Origin of the sequence: Hydrogeniiclostridium mannosilyticum (assembly GCF_003268275.1) — a bacterium.
GTDB classification, from domain to species: domain Bacteria; phylum Bacillota; class Clostridia; order Oscillospirales; family Acutalibacteraceae; genus Hydrogeniiclostridium; species Hydrogeniiclostridium mannosilyticum.
This window is the reverse complement of sequence record NZ_QLYR01000001.1, coordinates 664,588-679,647: the sequence shown is the minus strand read 5'-3', so window position 1 is coordinate 679,647 and position 15,060 is coordinate 664,588. Positions and strand designations below refer to the sequence as shown.

The following is a 15,060-nucleotide window of genomic DNA, read 5'->3' as shown; positions in this document are numbered from 1 at the left end:
CGGCTGTATGCGGCCGGGCGTGGATTTCAAAGCGGGTGAGCGCTATAAAACCTGAGAGTAAAGGAGATGGAAAAATGGACCCTAGATTGCAGGAAGCATTGAATGGGGCCGGCGAAAATTATATCGCGCCTTTTTTCTGGCAGCATGGTGAAGAGGACGGCATTCTTCAAGAGGAAATTGAAAAAATTTATCAGAGCGGTATCCGGGCCGTATGTGTGGAGTCCCGCCCGCATGAGGGCTTCTGCGGCCCTTCGTGGTGGGAGGATATGGATCTGATCCTTCGTGAATGCGAGCAGCGGCAGATGAAGGTGTGGCTGCTGGACGACAAGCATTTTCCCACTGGCTATGCCAACGGCATATTGGCCCATAAGGACCCGGCGCTCCGGCGTTGGGAAATTCGTGAGCAGCATGTGGATATCATGGGCCCTTTAAAGGACGGAGCTGTGCTTGCGGAAGGGCGCTGCAGGGGAGAAGACCGGATTATTGCCGTGCTTGCCTGCGAAAGGATTCCGAACGGGGAAAAGCTGACCGGCCGTGTGCTGGATATTACCGGGGGCCTTTCCGACGGTATGGTTTATTTTGACTTGCCGGAGGGCTGCTGGCGGGTTGTGTTCCTGCTCCAGACCCGCAGCGGGATGCCCGAGTGGCGCAGCCTGTACTGCGACCCGCTTTCCAGCGAGTCGATGGATGCCCTGGTGGAAGCGGTTTACGAGTCGCACTATGCGCATTACCGGCAATATTTCGGCGGTACCTTTGCGGGCTTCTTTTCAGATGAGCCCTGCTTTGGCAACAATGACCCGGAGGACGCGATGCCGTCCCTTGGCAACCGGTATTATGCCTACCCCTGGCGGGATGAGCTTTTTGCCGCGCTGGAAGAAGAACTCGGCGAGCCGGCGCTTCCGCTTGTCCCCGCTCTGTGGTTTGACCTGGGGCCGCGGCTGACGGCCAAATTCCGGCTGGCCTATATGAATGTTATCACCCGCCTGTACCAGCGGAATTTTTCCGAGAAGCTCGGCGATTGGTGCCGCGCGCACGGCGTGCTGTATATTGGGCACGTGGTGGAGGATATGAACGCGCACACCAAAACAGGCTGCAGCACAGGGCATTTCTTCCGCACTTTGGAGGGCCAGGATATGGCGGGAATCGACGTGGTTCTGCATCAGATTATTCCCGGCCTCGCAGAGTACATCAATGCCGCCAGTGTAGGCTACCAGATTGCGGACCCGGAGTTTTTCCATTATACGCTGGCGAAATTGGGGGCCTCGCATGCGCATTTGCAGGGCCTGAAGCAAGGGCGCGCCATGTGCGAGATTTACGGCGCTTACGGCTGGGCCGAGGGCCTTAAAACCATGAAATGGCTGACGGACCACATGCTGGTGCGGGGTATTAATTTCTTCGTTCCGCATGCGTTCTCGCCTAAATTCCCAGATCCCGATTGCCCGCCGTATTTTTATGGCCGCGGGCATAATCCGCAGTACCGCGACTTCAGGCGCCTGATGGAGTACATGAACCGGATGTGCCACCTGCTTTCAGGCGGCGTCCATAAGGCCTCGGCCGCTATTTTATACCAGGCTGAGGCGGAGTGGTCCGGCGCGGACTACATGCCGATGCAGAAGGTTGCCAAAAGGCTGTATGATGCCCAGCTTGACTATGACTTTATTCCCTCGGACTATTTGGAGCGGGCGCGTGTGGAAAAAGGCCAGCTTTGCCTGGAGCAGGAAAAATTCCCCTGCCTGGTCATCCCTTACGCGGAGTGCCTGCCCGGTTCGTTGCTGAAAAAACTAAATGAACTGAGCGCGCGGGGGGTGTCGGTCCTCTTTATCAACCAGTTCCCGGCCTTTACGCCGGCAGGGGAACGTGCCTCACAATTACTGGCCCCTTCTCCCACGCTCCAGACCATTTCATTGGACAGCCTGCCCGCCTGGCTGCGGAACCGCGCGATGGACGATGTACAGATTCATCCGGCAAATTTGTACCTCCGGGTTTACCATTACGTCCGAAACGGCTTGGATTATTATATGCTGTTCAATGAAGATGTCAACCACGATGCCATGGTGTCCTTTTCCTGTAAGGCCTTTTCCGGAGGGGACTACCTGGCATATGATGCGATGGATAATTATTTGCATAAGCAGACGGCTGCCGGCAGTAAGATCATGCTGCGTCTGCCGCCCTATCATTCGCTGCTGCTGATTTTCGGCGATGCCGGCGAGCTGGAGATTCCAGAAACAGCCAGGGGGTGGGATCTGCCGCCTGTTATGCCGCGCATGGCGCCGGCTACAGCTGTAAATGGCCCGTGGCAGGTGTCGCTGTCCACTGAAGAGGAGTACCCGGCGTTTACCCCTTATGCGCAGCTGGAAACACTTGAAAATATGAGCGGAAAGGGGCGGCTGCCGCGTTTTTCGGGGCATTTCCGCTATGAAACCGTCTTTACATTCCCAGCAGTGGCCCCCGCGGCACGCTATTTCCTGAATTTGGGTGCGGTAGGCGAAACAGCCGCCGTTACTTTGAATGGTAGGACAGTTGGCACAAAATTGGTTCCACCCTACCGCTTGGAGGTGACGGACGCCCTCGTGGAAGGGGAAAATAAGCTCTGTATAGAGGTTACCAACCATCTGGGCTGGCAGCAAAGGGATATGTTCTCACGCTTCCTGGCCTTTGAGCCCTCCGGCTTGTTGGGCCCGGTTCAAGTAACGGAAGAAAAAAATCAATCGGTATAAAATGCAGGGGGAGCCTTTGTGGGCTCCCCCTTTCTCCGCCGCATCTGCAAATGAAGGAGAAAAAATTAAACTGGAAGCGTGTTTGTCTTGGAATCGACAAAAGACAGCTGTTATGATTTTAAGCGCGGCTGGATAGGCTTTGTCCGCCGGCACTCCTCCGGGAGGAGAATTTTTTATTACGGATCTGCGTTTGTTAAATTTGCAACAAATAATATAATAAAATTCGTTAACATGGATTTATTTTTAAGAGAAAGCTATAAAAGTATTGATATTCTTTTCAATTATGATATGATTAAGTCATAATGGTAACAGCTGTCCGTATGAATGGTTTTTAGCATGAAGGGAGCGCTTCTTGTGGCGGTAAATGGTGAACAGAAAAGACTGGATATGTGTGAACAAGGGAGCGTCCCGCTATACCTATTTCACCAGGGGACGAATGCGAAGGCCTATGAATACCTCGGGCTGCGCGCTTATTCAGGCGAGGAGGGCGCCATGTCCTGCAGGGTGTGGGCGCCAAACGCGCTGGCGGTCTCATTGGTGGGGGATTTTAACGCCTGGAACGAGGAGGCGCACCCCCTGCATAAAGTCAGCGATGGTGTGTGGACGTGCTTTCTGCCTGAAATGCTGCCGGAGTTTACCCTGTACAAGTTTTGCGTGACGGCAAAGGACGGGCAAAAAACCTATAAGTCAGACCCGTATGCCTATCACTACGAAACGCGCCCGGGCAACGCCTCCCTTTACTATGAGGTGGACGGCTATGTTTGGCAGGATGAGGCCTGGCAGCGCGCCAAAAAGAGAAAGCCCCATTATGCTCAGCCGGTGAATATTTATGAGCTGCATGCGGGCTCCTGGCGCAGATATCCGGACGGCAACCCTTATTCCTATGAAAAGCTGGCTCAGGAGCTGGTTCCCTATGTCCAGGAGCTGGGCTATACGCACATTGAGCTGATGCCGCTGACGGAATATCCCTACGACGCCTCCTGGGGCTATCAGGTGACAGGCTATTTTGCGCCGACATCCCGTTATGGCACGCCCAAGGGCTTTATGCGGTTCGTGGATGCCTGTCACGCAGCTGGGATCGGTGTTATTATGGACTGGGTGCCCGCTCATTTTCCCAAGGATGAAGCGGGACTGGCCCGGTTTGACGGCACCCCCTGCTATGAGTACGGCGACCCACGCAAGGGGGAGCACAAGGATTGGGGAACCCTAGTTTTTGATTATGGGCGCAATGAGGTGGTCAGCTTTTTGGTTTCCAGCGCTGTTTTCTGGCTGGAAAAATACCATATCGACGGCATCCGGGTGGATGCCGTGGCCTCGATGCTCTACCTGGATTACAGCCGGGAGGATGGGGAGTGGCTGCCCAACAGGGACGGCGGCCGGGAAAACCTGGAGGCGGTGGCGTTTCTGCAAAAGCTCAATGAGACCGTTTTTGCCCTTTTTCCCGAGGTAATGATGATTGCGGAGGAGTCCACGGCGTGGCCCATGGTAAGCAAGCCGACCTTCTGCGGCGGCCTGGGCTTTAATTATAAGTGGAATATGGGGTGGATGAACGACATGCTGCACTATATGTCTCTGGACCCCATCTACCGAAAGTTTAATCATGATAATATTACCTTTTCCTTTTTCTACGCATTTTCGGAGAACTTTATTCTGCCGGTCTCGCACGATGAGGTGGTTTACGGGAAGGGCTCCTTGGTGCAGAAGATGCCCGGCAGCTGGCAGGAAAAGCTGGCGGGCGCACGGGCGTTTGCGGCCTATATGATGGCGCATCCCGGCAAAAAGCTGATGTTTATGGGCAATGAGTTTTGCCAGGTTAATGAATGGAACTTTGAAAAGGCGCTAGACTGGGACCTGCTGCGGGAGCCCAGCCATTACCGGCAATGGACATTTTTTAAGGCGCTGAATACCTTTTACAGCCAGAATACGCCCTTGTGGGAGATCGATTTTAGCTGGGAGGGCTTCAGTTGGATTTCAAATGACGATTACACCCAGAGCGTGATTGCCTTTCGGCGGGTGGATAAAAAGGGAAAGGAATTAATTGTCGTTTGCAATTTTGTCCCGGTTCGGCGGGAGCATTACCGCATCGGGGTGCCTTGGGAGGGCATCTACGAGGAGGTTTTTTCAACGGACTGCGCCGAGTTTGGCGGCGGCGGTGCTACAAACGGGAACCAGATCCGCTCGCAGCCGCTGGGAATGCACGGCTTTGAACAATCGGTGGAGCTGACGCTGCCGCCGTTGAGCGTGTTCTACCTGCGCTGCCGCCGTAAAAAACCGCAGCCCAAGCCGGCGGTGGCAGAGCTTGAAATCGGCCGTGGGCAGGGTGCTGCCCGCGGCGCGCAAGGGGCCTATATGCAGGGGCGGTAGCCCGGTTTGGCTTATCGCCCGTGGTTTTCATTTGTAAAGAACGTGCAAGGAGGATTACTATGCTGCCAAAACAAGAAATTGTGGCAATGCTGCTGGCCGGCGGCCAGGGCAGTAGGCTAGGGGTACTGACAAAAAACATGGCGAAACCGGCGGTACCCTATGGAGGAAAATACAGGATTATTGATTTCCCTCTGTCCAATTGTGTAAATTCGGGCATTGATACGGTCGGTGTTTTAACGCAATATCAGCCGCTGGAGCTCAACGAGTATATTGGAAGCGGCCAGCCCTGGGACCTGGACAGTATGAACGGCGCGGGAGTACATGTGCTGCCCCCTTTTCAGGGCAACCAGCGGTCGGATTGGTACAAGGGGACGGCTAACGCTATTTTTCAGAATATCCCTTTTATTGAGCGCTATCACCCCGAGTATGTAATCGTTCTCTCGGGGGATCACATTTACAAGATGGATTATTCCAAAATGCTCGCCTACCATAAGGAAAAAGGAGCGGATTGTACCATTTCGGTCATTGAGGTTCCCTGGGAAGAAGCGCCGCGGTTCGGAATCCTCAACACCAATGACGGCGGCGCAATCTATGAGTTCGACGAAAAGCCCAAGCAGCCTAAATCCAATAAAGCGTCTATGGGAATCTATATCTTTAATTGGGAAAAGCTGAAGGCGTATTTGACGGCGGACGGCGCGGACCCGGATTCTGACAACGATTTCGGCAAGAACATTCTTCCTGCCATGCTGCATGCGGGCGAGCGGATGTATGCCTATGAATTTGAGGGGTATTGGAAGGACGTAGGTACCATTGAGAGCCTATGGGAATCCAACATGGATTTGCTCAACCCCAAGGTTCAGCTAGATTTAAGTGAAGAGCGCTGGAAGATTTATTCCCGCAATCCAGTCATGCCGCCTCAGTATGTGGCAGCCGGGGCCAGGGTGCAAAATTCCTTGGTTGCGGAGGGCTGCAGCGTTTACGGTGAGATTGATTTTTCAGTGTTGTTTGCCGGGGTTTATGTCGCGCCGGGCGCAGTGGTAAAGGACTCTATTCTCATGCCCGGCAGCCGTGTGGAGGAAGGTGCGGTGGTCCAGTACGCGATTGTGGCAGAGGATGCCGTTGTTCAAAAGGGTGCCGTTGTCGGCGCACGGCCGGAGGATATTGAAAACAAGAACGAATGGGGAGTTGCGGTGGTTGGCGCCGGCGCGGTGGTTTTGCCGGGGGCAGTGGTGCCGCCCCGGGCAATGGCAGAACCCGGGAAGGATTATGAAGGGGAGGCTCGGTAATGCGCGGCAATAATATTTTAGGAATTGTTTTTTCAAATATACACGATGAAAAAATACGGGAATTAACGGAAAAACGCGCGATGGGCTCTGTCCCATTTGGCGGGCGCTACCGTTTGATCGATTTTCCGCTGTCCAACATGGTGAACTCCGGCATCAATAAGGTAGGGGTGATTACGAAGAGCAATTATCAGTCGCTGATGGATCATCTCGGCTCCGGAAAGGCCTGGGACCTATCGCGCAAGCGCGAGGGGCTGTTTATCCTGCCGCCCTTTGGCCGTGAGGCTTCAAATACGGACAGCCGCATCGAGCTGCTCAGTTCCATCAGTTCTTTCCTGCGCAACTCCAATGAGGAGTTTGTGGCGCTGTCGGACTGCGATATTTTGTGCAGCATCAATTTTTCGTCTGTTCTGTCGTTTCATCTGCAGCATGATGCGGACATCACGATCGTCTACCGCCATGGACGGATTCCACTGGATATGGCGGATCCGGCCGTATACACCGTCGGCCCGGACGGCCGGATTCTGGATATGCTGATTTCGCCGCGGACAGACGGCGCATGCGACTTCGGCATGAGCTTTTTGCTGATCCGCCGCGAGTTGCTGATGTGCCTGGTGGATGATTGCATCAGCCGCAACCAGTATCATTTTGAGCGGGATCTCCTGCAGCGCAATTTGGCGAAGTATAAGGTCTGCGGCTACCAGTACACAGGCTATATGAGGTTGATTGGCTCTGTGCAATCCTACTTTGAGGCCAACATGTCCCTAATGCTGCAAGAGGTGCGGGAGCAGCTGTTTGCCAAGGACCGCCCTGTGTTTACCAAGGTGCGGGACGATATGCCCGCCCGCTACGGCCTCGGGGCCAGTGTGTCCAATTCCATCATTGCAGACGGTTGTGTCGTGGACGGAACAGTAGAAAACTGTGTGCTTTTCCGGGGCGTAAAGGTCGGCAGGGGAACCGTGCTGCGCAACTGCGTGATTATGCAGGACGGCGCCATCGGCGCGGGCTGCCAGCTGAGTTATGTAATTGCGGATAAGGATGTGGATATTAAAAACGAACGGTCGCTGATGGGGTTCCAGTCTTATCCGGTATTAATTAGTAAAGGCGCGGTCGTATAGCAAGGCCCCGGTGTTGTGTAAAATCATCCGGGTGGGCAGGGGCCTTTCATCAATATTGAAAGTGTGGGGAGCGTGACTTATGAAAGTGTTGTTTTGTACCAGTGAGGCAAGGCCGTTTGCGGCAACGGGAGGGCTGGCGGACGTTTGCGGTTCCTTACCGCAGGCACTCCGGCTCCGGTTGGTTGGATGCCGGATTGTTATGCCGCTCTACGAGGATATCCCGCCGGAGCTGCGGGAAAGTATGAAGTTTATCACGAGCCTGTCGGTTCCTGTTGCCTGGCGGCGCCAGTATTGCGGGGTGTTTGAGGCGCGCTCCGGCGGCGTAATTTATTATTTGCTCGATAACCAGTACTATTTCAAGCGGAAAGGCCTCTATGGCCATTATGACGATGCCGAACGCTTTGCGTTTTTAAGCCGGGCCGCGCTGGAAATGCTTCCCTATATTGATTTTAAGCCCGACGTCATCCATTGTAATGACTGGCAAACCGCCTTGACGCCGGTGTATTACAGCCTGTTTTACGCGGGCCGGGAGTGGTTCCAGGGCATTAAAACCGTATTTACCATTCACAATATCCAATACCAGGGGAAATATGGCATGGAGCTGCTGGAGGATGTGCTCGGCATCCCTATGAGCGCGGCCTCGCTGCTGGAATATGACGGCTGCGTCAACCTGATGAAGGGCGGCATTGAAGCGGCAAATTGCGTCACCACGGTGAGCCCGACCTATGCGAAGGAAATTTTGGACCCCTGGTACGCACATAAGCTGGAGGCTATTTTACGGGAGCGGGCCTGGAAAATTACCGGGATTTTAAACGGCATCGATACGGTCAGCTATGACCCAGCGGCGGACCCCGACCTGTATGCCCCCTATTCCGTACAGGACAGGAGCGGAAAGGCCCTGAATAAAAGGGAGCTGCAGGCTCGGCTGGGCTTGGAGGAGAATCCCGGCGCCCCGCTGATTGGCATGGTTACCCGAATGGTGCAGCACAAGGGGCTGGATCTAGTCAAGGAAACGCTCGGCCAGCTCATGCAGGAGTCAAATGCACAGTTTGTCATTCTGGGGTCCGGGGAATATGAATACGAGATGTTTTTCCGCGCTATGCAAGACCAATATCCGGGGCGTTTATGTGCGTGCTTTGGCTTTATACCGGAGCTGTCCAGAAAGATTTACGCCGCGGCGGATATTTTTCTGATGCCGAGCCGGAGCGAGCCCTGCGGGCTTTCTCAAATGATCGCCCTGCGTTATGGGGCAATCCCGGTAGTGCGTGAAACCGGCGGGCTGAAGGACTCGATTCAGGACAGCGGCGACGGTAAGGGCAACGGCTTTACCTTCTGTAATTACGACAGCGGCGACATGCTCTATGCGGTCCGACGGGCCCTGAAAGGTTATGAGGACCAAGCAGGCTGGCAGCTCCTGGTGGACCGGGCTATGGAGGCGGACAATTCCTGGGGCCGTTCCGCCAATGAGTATATCCGCCTTTACCGCGATTTGCTCAAGGAAGATTGACATATCGTCTATTAAAATCAGCTAAACCGGATTCCTGAAAATAAAGGAATCCGGTTTTAATCATGGCTATTCGCTTGACAGAACGGACGGAAAGATGGAGAATAAAAAAAGACAGAATGAGAGGGGGATGGGCTTGACGGGACGGAGAGGCTGGAGGGGCGGCGGAAAAACAGTGCTGCTGACCGTGGCTTTGACGCTGGCGGCCGTAGGCGTGGCATATGGGGCGCTGAGGCTTTCCAATCTGCTGGTGTGGAACGGCAGCGGGGCGCAGTCGTCAACGGCGGAGCTTCCGCTGGAGAGCCGTTCCATGCCGGAGGAGGGCTCCGCCGCCGCTGCTTCTGAGCCAGCGGTGTCTCAGCCGGAGAAAATCGGGATGGGGAGGCTGTCTATGCAGGATTTATTTGCCGGTTATTACAAGGCCGCCGAAAAAAAGGCGGAGCAGATGACCGTGCGGGAAAAGGTGGGGCAGGTCTTCCTTTTTCGCTGCCCGGCTTCGGGACAGCTCGAGGCGCTTGAGACCTATCAGCCCGCCGGCTATTGCCTGATGGCCGATGCCTTCGCTGATAAGACGAAGGAGCAGGTGCGCGCCATGACGGACTCCTTTCAGGCAGCAAGCGACATCCCGCTTGCCTTATGCTGCGACGAGGAGGGCGGCACGGTCGTCCGTGTCAGCCGCTACCCTGCCCTTGCCGGTCAAAGGTTTCAATCGCCGCAGCAGGTTTTTGCCCGGGGCGGCATGGATGCGGTCCGGGCGGACACCGTGGATAAAATTGAGCTGCTGCGGGAACTGGGGCTAAATATGAATTTGGCGCCGGTAGCGGACGTCTCAACCAACCCCTCGGATTTTATCTATGACCGCAGCTTCGGCCGGCCGGCGGAGGAAACGGCGGCGTTTATCCGCACTTCTGTCAATGTTTACGAGGCCAACGGGTTTTCTTGCGTGCTTAAGCATTTTCCCGGTTATGGGAACAATGCGGACACGCATACCGGCATCGCCTATGACAGCCGCAGCTACGATACGTTTCTAAACTCGGATTTTATTCCCTTTGAAGCGGGCATTTCGGCGGGGCCCCCTGCATCCTGGTAAGCCATAATATTGTAACCGCCATAGACCCGGATGCACCGGCGACGCTGTCGGGCAGGGTCCACGAGGTTTTGCGGGAGGAACTGGGCTTCAGCGGGGTGGTCATCACCGACGATCTCAGCATGGAGGCTGTTCCGCAGTATACCGGTGGGAAAAATCCTGCTGTTCAGGCCTTTAATGCCGGGAATGACCTGCTGCTGTCCACCTATTATGCGGACGATTTTACGGCCTTATATGATGCGGTGCAGAGTGGCGTGGTCAGTGAAGAACGGCTGGATGAATCCGTGATTCGCGTGTTGGCCTGGAAATATGCAATGGGAATCCTGTATTAATTAGATGGAAGCATTTAGGAGGTTAAAGATGGAGCTGACATGGAGAGAAAAGCACCTGCTGAGAGCGATTGGACAGGCCTGCCGTTACCCGGTAGCCCGTTTTGAGCTGCACAGCGACAGCTCGGAGGAGCTGGTAATGACGGCGCTTGATTATGTGCGGATTACAGAGCCGGAGGACTCAATGGAGCTGATTAAGGAGCGGGCCGGGGCCCTGAAGGCCCTGCGCCAAAAGGGGCTTATAGCCGCCGACTTTTCCGTAAATATCTGGGTGGCCGGCGATTATGACGTTTATTACCGCAGCGCTGTCTATGAGCTGCTGTGCCATACGGCGATGGAGGCGGCTAAGCGGCCGGATACGCTTTTTACCATTCCGATGCTGGTCAAGGGGTATCTTCGTTTGACACGCCGGGGAGAGCAGTATTGTAAAATAAAATAAGTTTTTTGCGTTGGATATCCGGCCTTAGAAGGCTATAAAAAGCACAACCAAAGCCCACGCTTTTCATGGCTACACGGGCCTTTGCGGGCCTTTTGGCTCCGCGGGGCTTGCCGCGCGGCTTTTTAGAAATAAGCGCACCCGGTCCAGAAGCTGGGGCTGGATTTCAGGATATGTCCAGTTGGCGGGCGGCTCGGTAAACAGCTCGATGCGCTCCATTTCGAACTCAGCAGGCAATGGCCCAAGGGTTTGAATCTCAGCGAAATAGAGCATTCCGTAGCTTTCCTCACCGCTTTCCGGTTGGTAAACGGAATAGCTGCAGACCGGCGCCAGACGGTAGTCCTTGGCGCCGGTTTCTTCATACAGCTCGCGTGCGGCGGCCTGGTCAACCGGTTCGCCGGGTTCCCGGTGGCCTCCGGGGCATTCATAGGTGTTGCGCTTCCGATGCTTGCAAAAGACCCACTGCCCTTGATAGCGGGCAACGATGACGGCGAATTTGAGCAGGCGGTCGTCTGCTTCCAAATAAAAACGAACCTCTGGCATAGCAGGAGCTCCTTTCTCAAAATAGAATTTTTACCGGAGGATTGACTTTCATGAAACTAGCTTGTATGATGAAGCTAATTGAAAAGGGGGAGTAACATGGCGACATTACAGGAGATTCTGGCGGCCCGGAAACTTCCGGAGCTCATGACGATGAACGACGGCGGGGCCGTTGCCGGAATAGGCGGCTGGGAAAAACGCAGAGTGGAGCTGCTGGACGTTTTAGCACAGGAGGTTTACGGGGTTTCGCCCGCGCCGGTTCCGGCTTCATGGAAACTGGAGGAAGAAGCGGCGGCTTATGCGGATAAGGCGGTAGAAAAACGCTTTACAGTAAGCTTTGATACGCCGAAAGGGGTATTTTCCTTTCCTCTTTACCTGGCGGTGCCGCGGTCGGAGAAGCCGGCGCCGTGTATTCTGCTCATGAATTTCCGTGCACAGATTCCCGACGAGTATTATCCGGTTGAGGAAATCCTGGACCATGGGTTTGCCACGGCCTGTGTTTATTACGAGGACGTAAGTTCGGATGATGCCGATATGGAAAACGGCCTTGCCGGCTGTTATTCTCTGGCAGAGAGAAGGGACGGCCAGATGGGAAAAATCGGCTGCTGGGCTTATGCAATGAGCCGGGCGGCCGATGTTTTGCTGGAACAGCCGGAGCTTCGCAAAGACGGCATTATAACAGCGGGACACTCCCGGTTGGGAAAGACCTCTCTGTGGTGCGCGGCGCAGGACAGGCGGGTCGCTGGGTGTATTTCAAACGATGCGGGCTGTTCCGGCGATGCCGTTACCCGCGGCAAGCTGGGGGAGCATATTGTGGATATTACTGCCAACTATCCCTTCTGGTTTAGTGCCTCCTATCAACGCCACCGCAACCGCGAGGAACAGATGCCCTTTGACCAGCATTTTCTGCTGGCGGCTATTGCCCCGCGCCCGTTGGCGATTGGGTCCGCACAAATTGACGAGTGGGCGGACCCGCAGTCTCAGCTGCTTTCCTGCATAGCGGCCGGCCCTGCCTGGCAGCTTTATGGCCTGGGTGCGTTGGCAATGCCGCAGGAGATGATTCCGGTTGACAGCGCTCTACAGGATGGGGCGGTGAGCTTCCATTACCGCAGCGGCACACATTTTCTTAGCCGCCGGGATTGGCAGTACTATCTCAATTTTTTTGCCAAAAAACTGAAGCTGTAAGGCAAGATTGCGTACCTGGGGGGATCGGCCCGGGGTAGAGAACAAAAAGAATGCCCTGCAATTCACCGCTGAATTGCAGGGTGTTGTGTTCTTTTCCGGTACGGCTGCGGGGCTCGCACGGCTTTTATTTTTTCTTTTCCTTTTTAACGCCCATACGGCTCTCCGCATTCTGAATGAGGTTAAAAAGCGAGGCCGCAAACAGCGGGTAATCTGTTGAGAGCTGCTCTGGAGAAAGCGCTGGAGCGGCGCCCTTTTTCAGCCCCTCCAGCTCCTCCACATCCATGCCGGCCGCCAGGCAGACGGCGTTGGCCTCGGCAATATCCTGTGCGGCGGCTGAGCGGCTGTCGCTGAGCGGCTCCGGAATGGAGAAAAGCCCCTGGGGGTTCTTCTCATTCGCCGAGTATAAAATGCGGAAAGAACGGTACACGGCGGCGTTCAGGCCGGCCGAGATCTCGCCCGTCAACGCTTTGTTGTTGCTTTTTTGCAGAAGATCGTAGATAATATTAAGGGAGTTTGCTAAAAGCTTTTTGTTCAGTGTCGGCAACAGGCTGCCGCGGAACACATTTTCCTTCCCGGCGGCATCGGGCTCGGGAATATCCTCGACCGAGAGGATGGCGCCGTTGCGGTTGGGCGACCTGCCCAGCAGGTAATCGCAGGAAACATCGTAAAAATCAGCGGCGCGGGTCACAAAATCAAGTCCGCATTCACGGATTCCTTTTTCATAGTGGGAGAGCAGGGCCTGGGATACGCCGAGGGCCTCGGCCGCCTTTTTTTGACTCAGCTTCCGCTCCTTCCGCAGAAGCGTAATGATTCTGGGAAAATGGTCATTCATTCTCAGTAAGCCTCCGTTGAACAATGTAGAATCAGGGCAGAAAATCAAATAACTTATCGTAAAGTATACAGGAATTATAACCATTTGTAAAGGGCTAGATACAGTGTTTGCCAGGCTGTCGAACCACATTTTACCCGTCGTTTCCCACAAAATGCGCGCTTAAAAATTGGGCGGCGCCACAGCGGCAATAAAAAACCTTACAAAAGTCAAGGAGAAGAGGTTGAAAGCATGCAGTCTTATGTCATTCATTTTATACGGCACGGCCTGACGGAGGGCAACCTGCAGGGCCGCTATGTCGGGCGGACGGATCTGCCGCTTGCTCCGGCCGGCCGGGCCCAGCTCGAGAAGCAGCGGCGGGCTGGGGGATACCCCGCCGCGCAGGCCTATTTCTGTGCGCCGCAGCTGCGCTGCCGGGAGACATTGGAGGTTTTGTACCCACAGGCACGGCCCGCCTTGGTCGATGGATTCAGCGAATGCGATTTTGGCGCGTGGGAGGGCAAGACTGCAGGGGAGATTGCCCAGGCCGACCCGCACTTTATGGAGTGGATGAACGGCGGCCCCCAGGCCGGCCCGGCCGGCGGTGAAAGCAACCAGGCCTTCATGTACCGGGTATGCGCCGCGTTTGAGGCCCTGGTTGAGCAGCTGCTGCGTACGCAGACGGTCAGCGCCGTTGTGGTGGCCTCCGGCGGGGTGATCATGTCCCTGCTGGCGGCATATGGCTTGCCGCGCGCGCAGGCCTATGAGTGGATGATGGATGCCGGCTGCGGCTACTCCGTGCGGATTACGCCTGGCCTGTGGATGCGCTCCATGGTGGCGGAGGTCTACGCACAGCTGCCGCCGCGCGAAGATCCGGCGGAGAACGGCGGCATCCTCAACCTGGCCCGGGAGGCGGCAGCCCGTAGCTATGGCGGCCAGGATGAAGAAGCGTCTCGGCAGGAACCGTAAACAGGATATGATAAAAGGGGGATCTATAATGGCGGAAAAGATGAGTGAAGGGTTCTGCAATATTCAGGAGCAGGCGCGCACGGCGGCAAAGGAACTGCTGGAGCAGGCAAGGCTGGAAACGGGCAGCCTTTTTGTAGTCGGCTGCTCTTCCAGCGAAGTGACCGGCCATAAAATCGGATCCGATTCCAGCATAGAGGCGGCGCGCGCGGTGTTTGCGGGTATTTACCCGGTACTGCGGGAGCAGGGGGTTTACCTGGCGGCGCAGTGCTGCGAGCACTTGAACCGCGCTCTGATTATTGAGGAGGAGGCGCGGCGCGCATACCGGCTGGAGCGTGTCAATGTGGTGCCGCAGCCCAAAGCGGGGGGATCTTTTGCCACGACGGCCTGGGAACAATTTGTCCACCCATGCGCGGTTGAGGCGCTGCCTGCCCGTGCGGGCATGGATATTGGCGGGACCCTGATCGGCATGCACTTGGTCCCGGTGGCGGTTCCGGTGCGGCTTTCGGTTGCTAAAATCGGTGAGGCGGTTTTGATTTGCGCCAGAACGCGGGCAAAATTTGTCGGCGGCGCCCGCGCGCGTTATCAGGAGGAGCTCCTGTGACGGCCGGAAATTGCAGTGAATTTTCAGCTTGACATTTTAAAAGACCGGTTCTATAATAAGAGTAATATCAAAAGGCAATGAAGGGAACAAGACGCATTGCTGAAACCGTCAGAGAGCGG

General features: G+C 55.4%; 13 protein-coding genes and 1 other annotated feature (1 of these 14 only partly in view). Of the genes, 11 read left to right on the top strand and 2 right to left on the bottom strand.

Features of this window, described 5'->3' with window-relative positions:
- The first annotated feature begins 74 nt into the window (after positions 1–74).
- From DPQ25_RS03195 to DPQ25_RS03155, 8 genes are all read left to right on the top strand, one after another.
- Positions 75–2,717 (top strand): glycosylhydrolase-like jelly roll fold domain-containing protein, encoded by a 2,643-nt coding sequence (locus DPQ25_RS03195; protein ID WP_177576811.1) that lies wholly within the window; start codon positions 75–77, stop codon positions 2,715–2,717.
- A 387-nt stretch (positions 2,718–3,104) separates the two neighbouring features.
- Positions 3,105–5,081 (top strand): 1,4-alpha-glucan branching protein GlgB, encoded by a 1,977-nt coding sequence (glgB, locus tag DPQ25_RS03185; RefSeq protein WP_112332025.1) that lies wholly within the window; start codon positions 3,105–3,107, stop codon positions 5,079–5,081.
- A gap of 59 nt (positions 5,082–5,140) precedes the next feature.
- Entirely contained in the window at positions 5,141–6,367 is a 1,227-nt protein-coding gene (locus DPQ25_RS03180; protein WP_112331713.1) for a glucose-1-phosphate adenylyltransferase, read from the top strand.
- Positions 6,367–7,482 carry a glucose-1-phosphate adenylyltransferase subunit GlgD gene (gene glgD, locus DPQ25_RS03175; protein WP_112331712.1) on the top strand — a complete coding sequence of 372 codons (1,116 nt, stop codon included), beginning with the start codon at positions 6,367–6,369 and terminating at the stop codon, positions 7,480–7,482. Before DPQ25_RS03180 ends, glgD begins: the two co-directional genes overlap by 1 nt.
- 79 nt (positions 7,483–7,561) lie before the next feature.
- Positions 7,562–8,989, top strand: coding sequence for a glycogen synthase GlgA (glgA, locus tag DPQ25_RS03170; protein WP_112331711.1), 1,428 nt, complete (start codon positions 7,562–7,564; stop codon positions 8,987–8,989).
- Between the two features lie 133 nt (positions 8,990–9,122).
- The gene (locus tag DPQ25_RS15185) at positions 9,123–10,076 is read left to right on the top strand and encodes a glycoside hydrolase family 3 N-terminal domain-containing protein (protein ID WP_177576810.1); all 954 of its coding nucleotides are present in this window, start codon (positions 9,123–9,125) and stop codon (positions 10,074–10,076) included.
- Positions 10,067–10,405, top strand: coding sequence for a glycoside hydrolase family 3 N-terminal domain-containing protein (locus DPQ25_RS15180; protein WP_112331709.1), 339 nt, complete (start codon positions 10,067–10,069; stop codon positions 10,403–10,405). Before DPQ25_RS15185 ends, DPQ25_RS15180 begins: the two co-directional genes overlap by 10 nt.
- Positions 10,406–10,433: 28 nt before the next feature.
- Complete coding sequence (locus DPQ25_RS03155) at positions 10,434–10,841, top strand: hypothetical protein (RefSeq protein WP_112331708.1); 408 nt, start codon at positions 10,434–10,436, stop codon at positions 10,839–10,841.
- A 69-nt stretch (positions 10,842–10,910) separates the two neighbouring features.
- Here the strand turns inward: DPQ25_RS03155 and DPQ25_RS03150 are convergent, their stop codons facing one another.
- Positions 10,911–11,381, bottom strand: a complete 471-nt coding sequence (locus tag DPQ25_RS03150) for an NUDIX hydrolase (RefSeq protein WP_112331707.1) — start codon at positions 11,379–11,381, stop codon at positions 10,911–10,913.
- Between the two features lie 96 nt (positions 11,382–11,477).
- On the opposite strand from DPQ25_RS03150, the gene DPQ25_RS03145 reads away from it, so the two are divergent.
- Positions 11,478–12,563 carry a glucuronyl esterase domain-containing protein gene (locus DPQ25_RS03145; RefSeq protein ID WP_112331706.1) on the top strand — a complete coding sequence of 362 codons (1,086 nt, stop codon included), beginning with the start codon at positions 11,478–11,480 and terminating at the stop codon, positions 12,561–12,563.
- 124 nt (positions 12,564–12,687) lie between these two features.
- Here the strand turns inward: DPQ25_RS03145 and DPQ25_RS03140 are convergent, their stop codons facing one another.
- Positions 12,688–13,395: a helix-turn-helix domain-containing protein gene (locus tag DPQ25_RS03140; RefSeq protein ID WP_112331705.1), complete on the bottom strand. Its 708-nt coding sequence runs from the start codon at positions 13,393–13,395 to the stop codon at positions 12,688–12,690.
- A 228-nt stretch (positions 13,396–13,623) separates the two neighbouring features.
- Here DPQ25_RS03140 and DPQ25_RS03135 point away from each other — a divergent pair, with 228 nt between their 5' ends.
- Positions 13,624–14,340, top strand: coding sequence for a histidine phosphatase family protein (locus DPQ25_RS03135; RefSeq protein ID WP_112331704.1), 717 nt, complete (start codon positions 13,624–13,626; stop codon positions 14,338–14,340).
- Between the two features lie 28 nt (positions 14,341–14,368).
- Positions 14,369–14,941, top strand: coding sequence for a TIGR01440 family protein (locus tag DPQ25_RS03130; RefSeq protein WP_407928134.1), 573 nt, complete (start codon positions 14,369–14,371; stop codon positions 14,939–14,941).
- A 68-nt stretch (positions 14,942–15,009) separates the two neighbouring features.
- Positions 15,010–15,060 (top strand) — a binding site (T-box leader) (it continues 173 nt past the right edge of the window).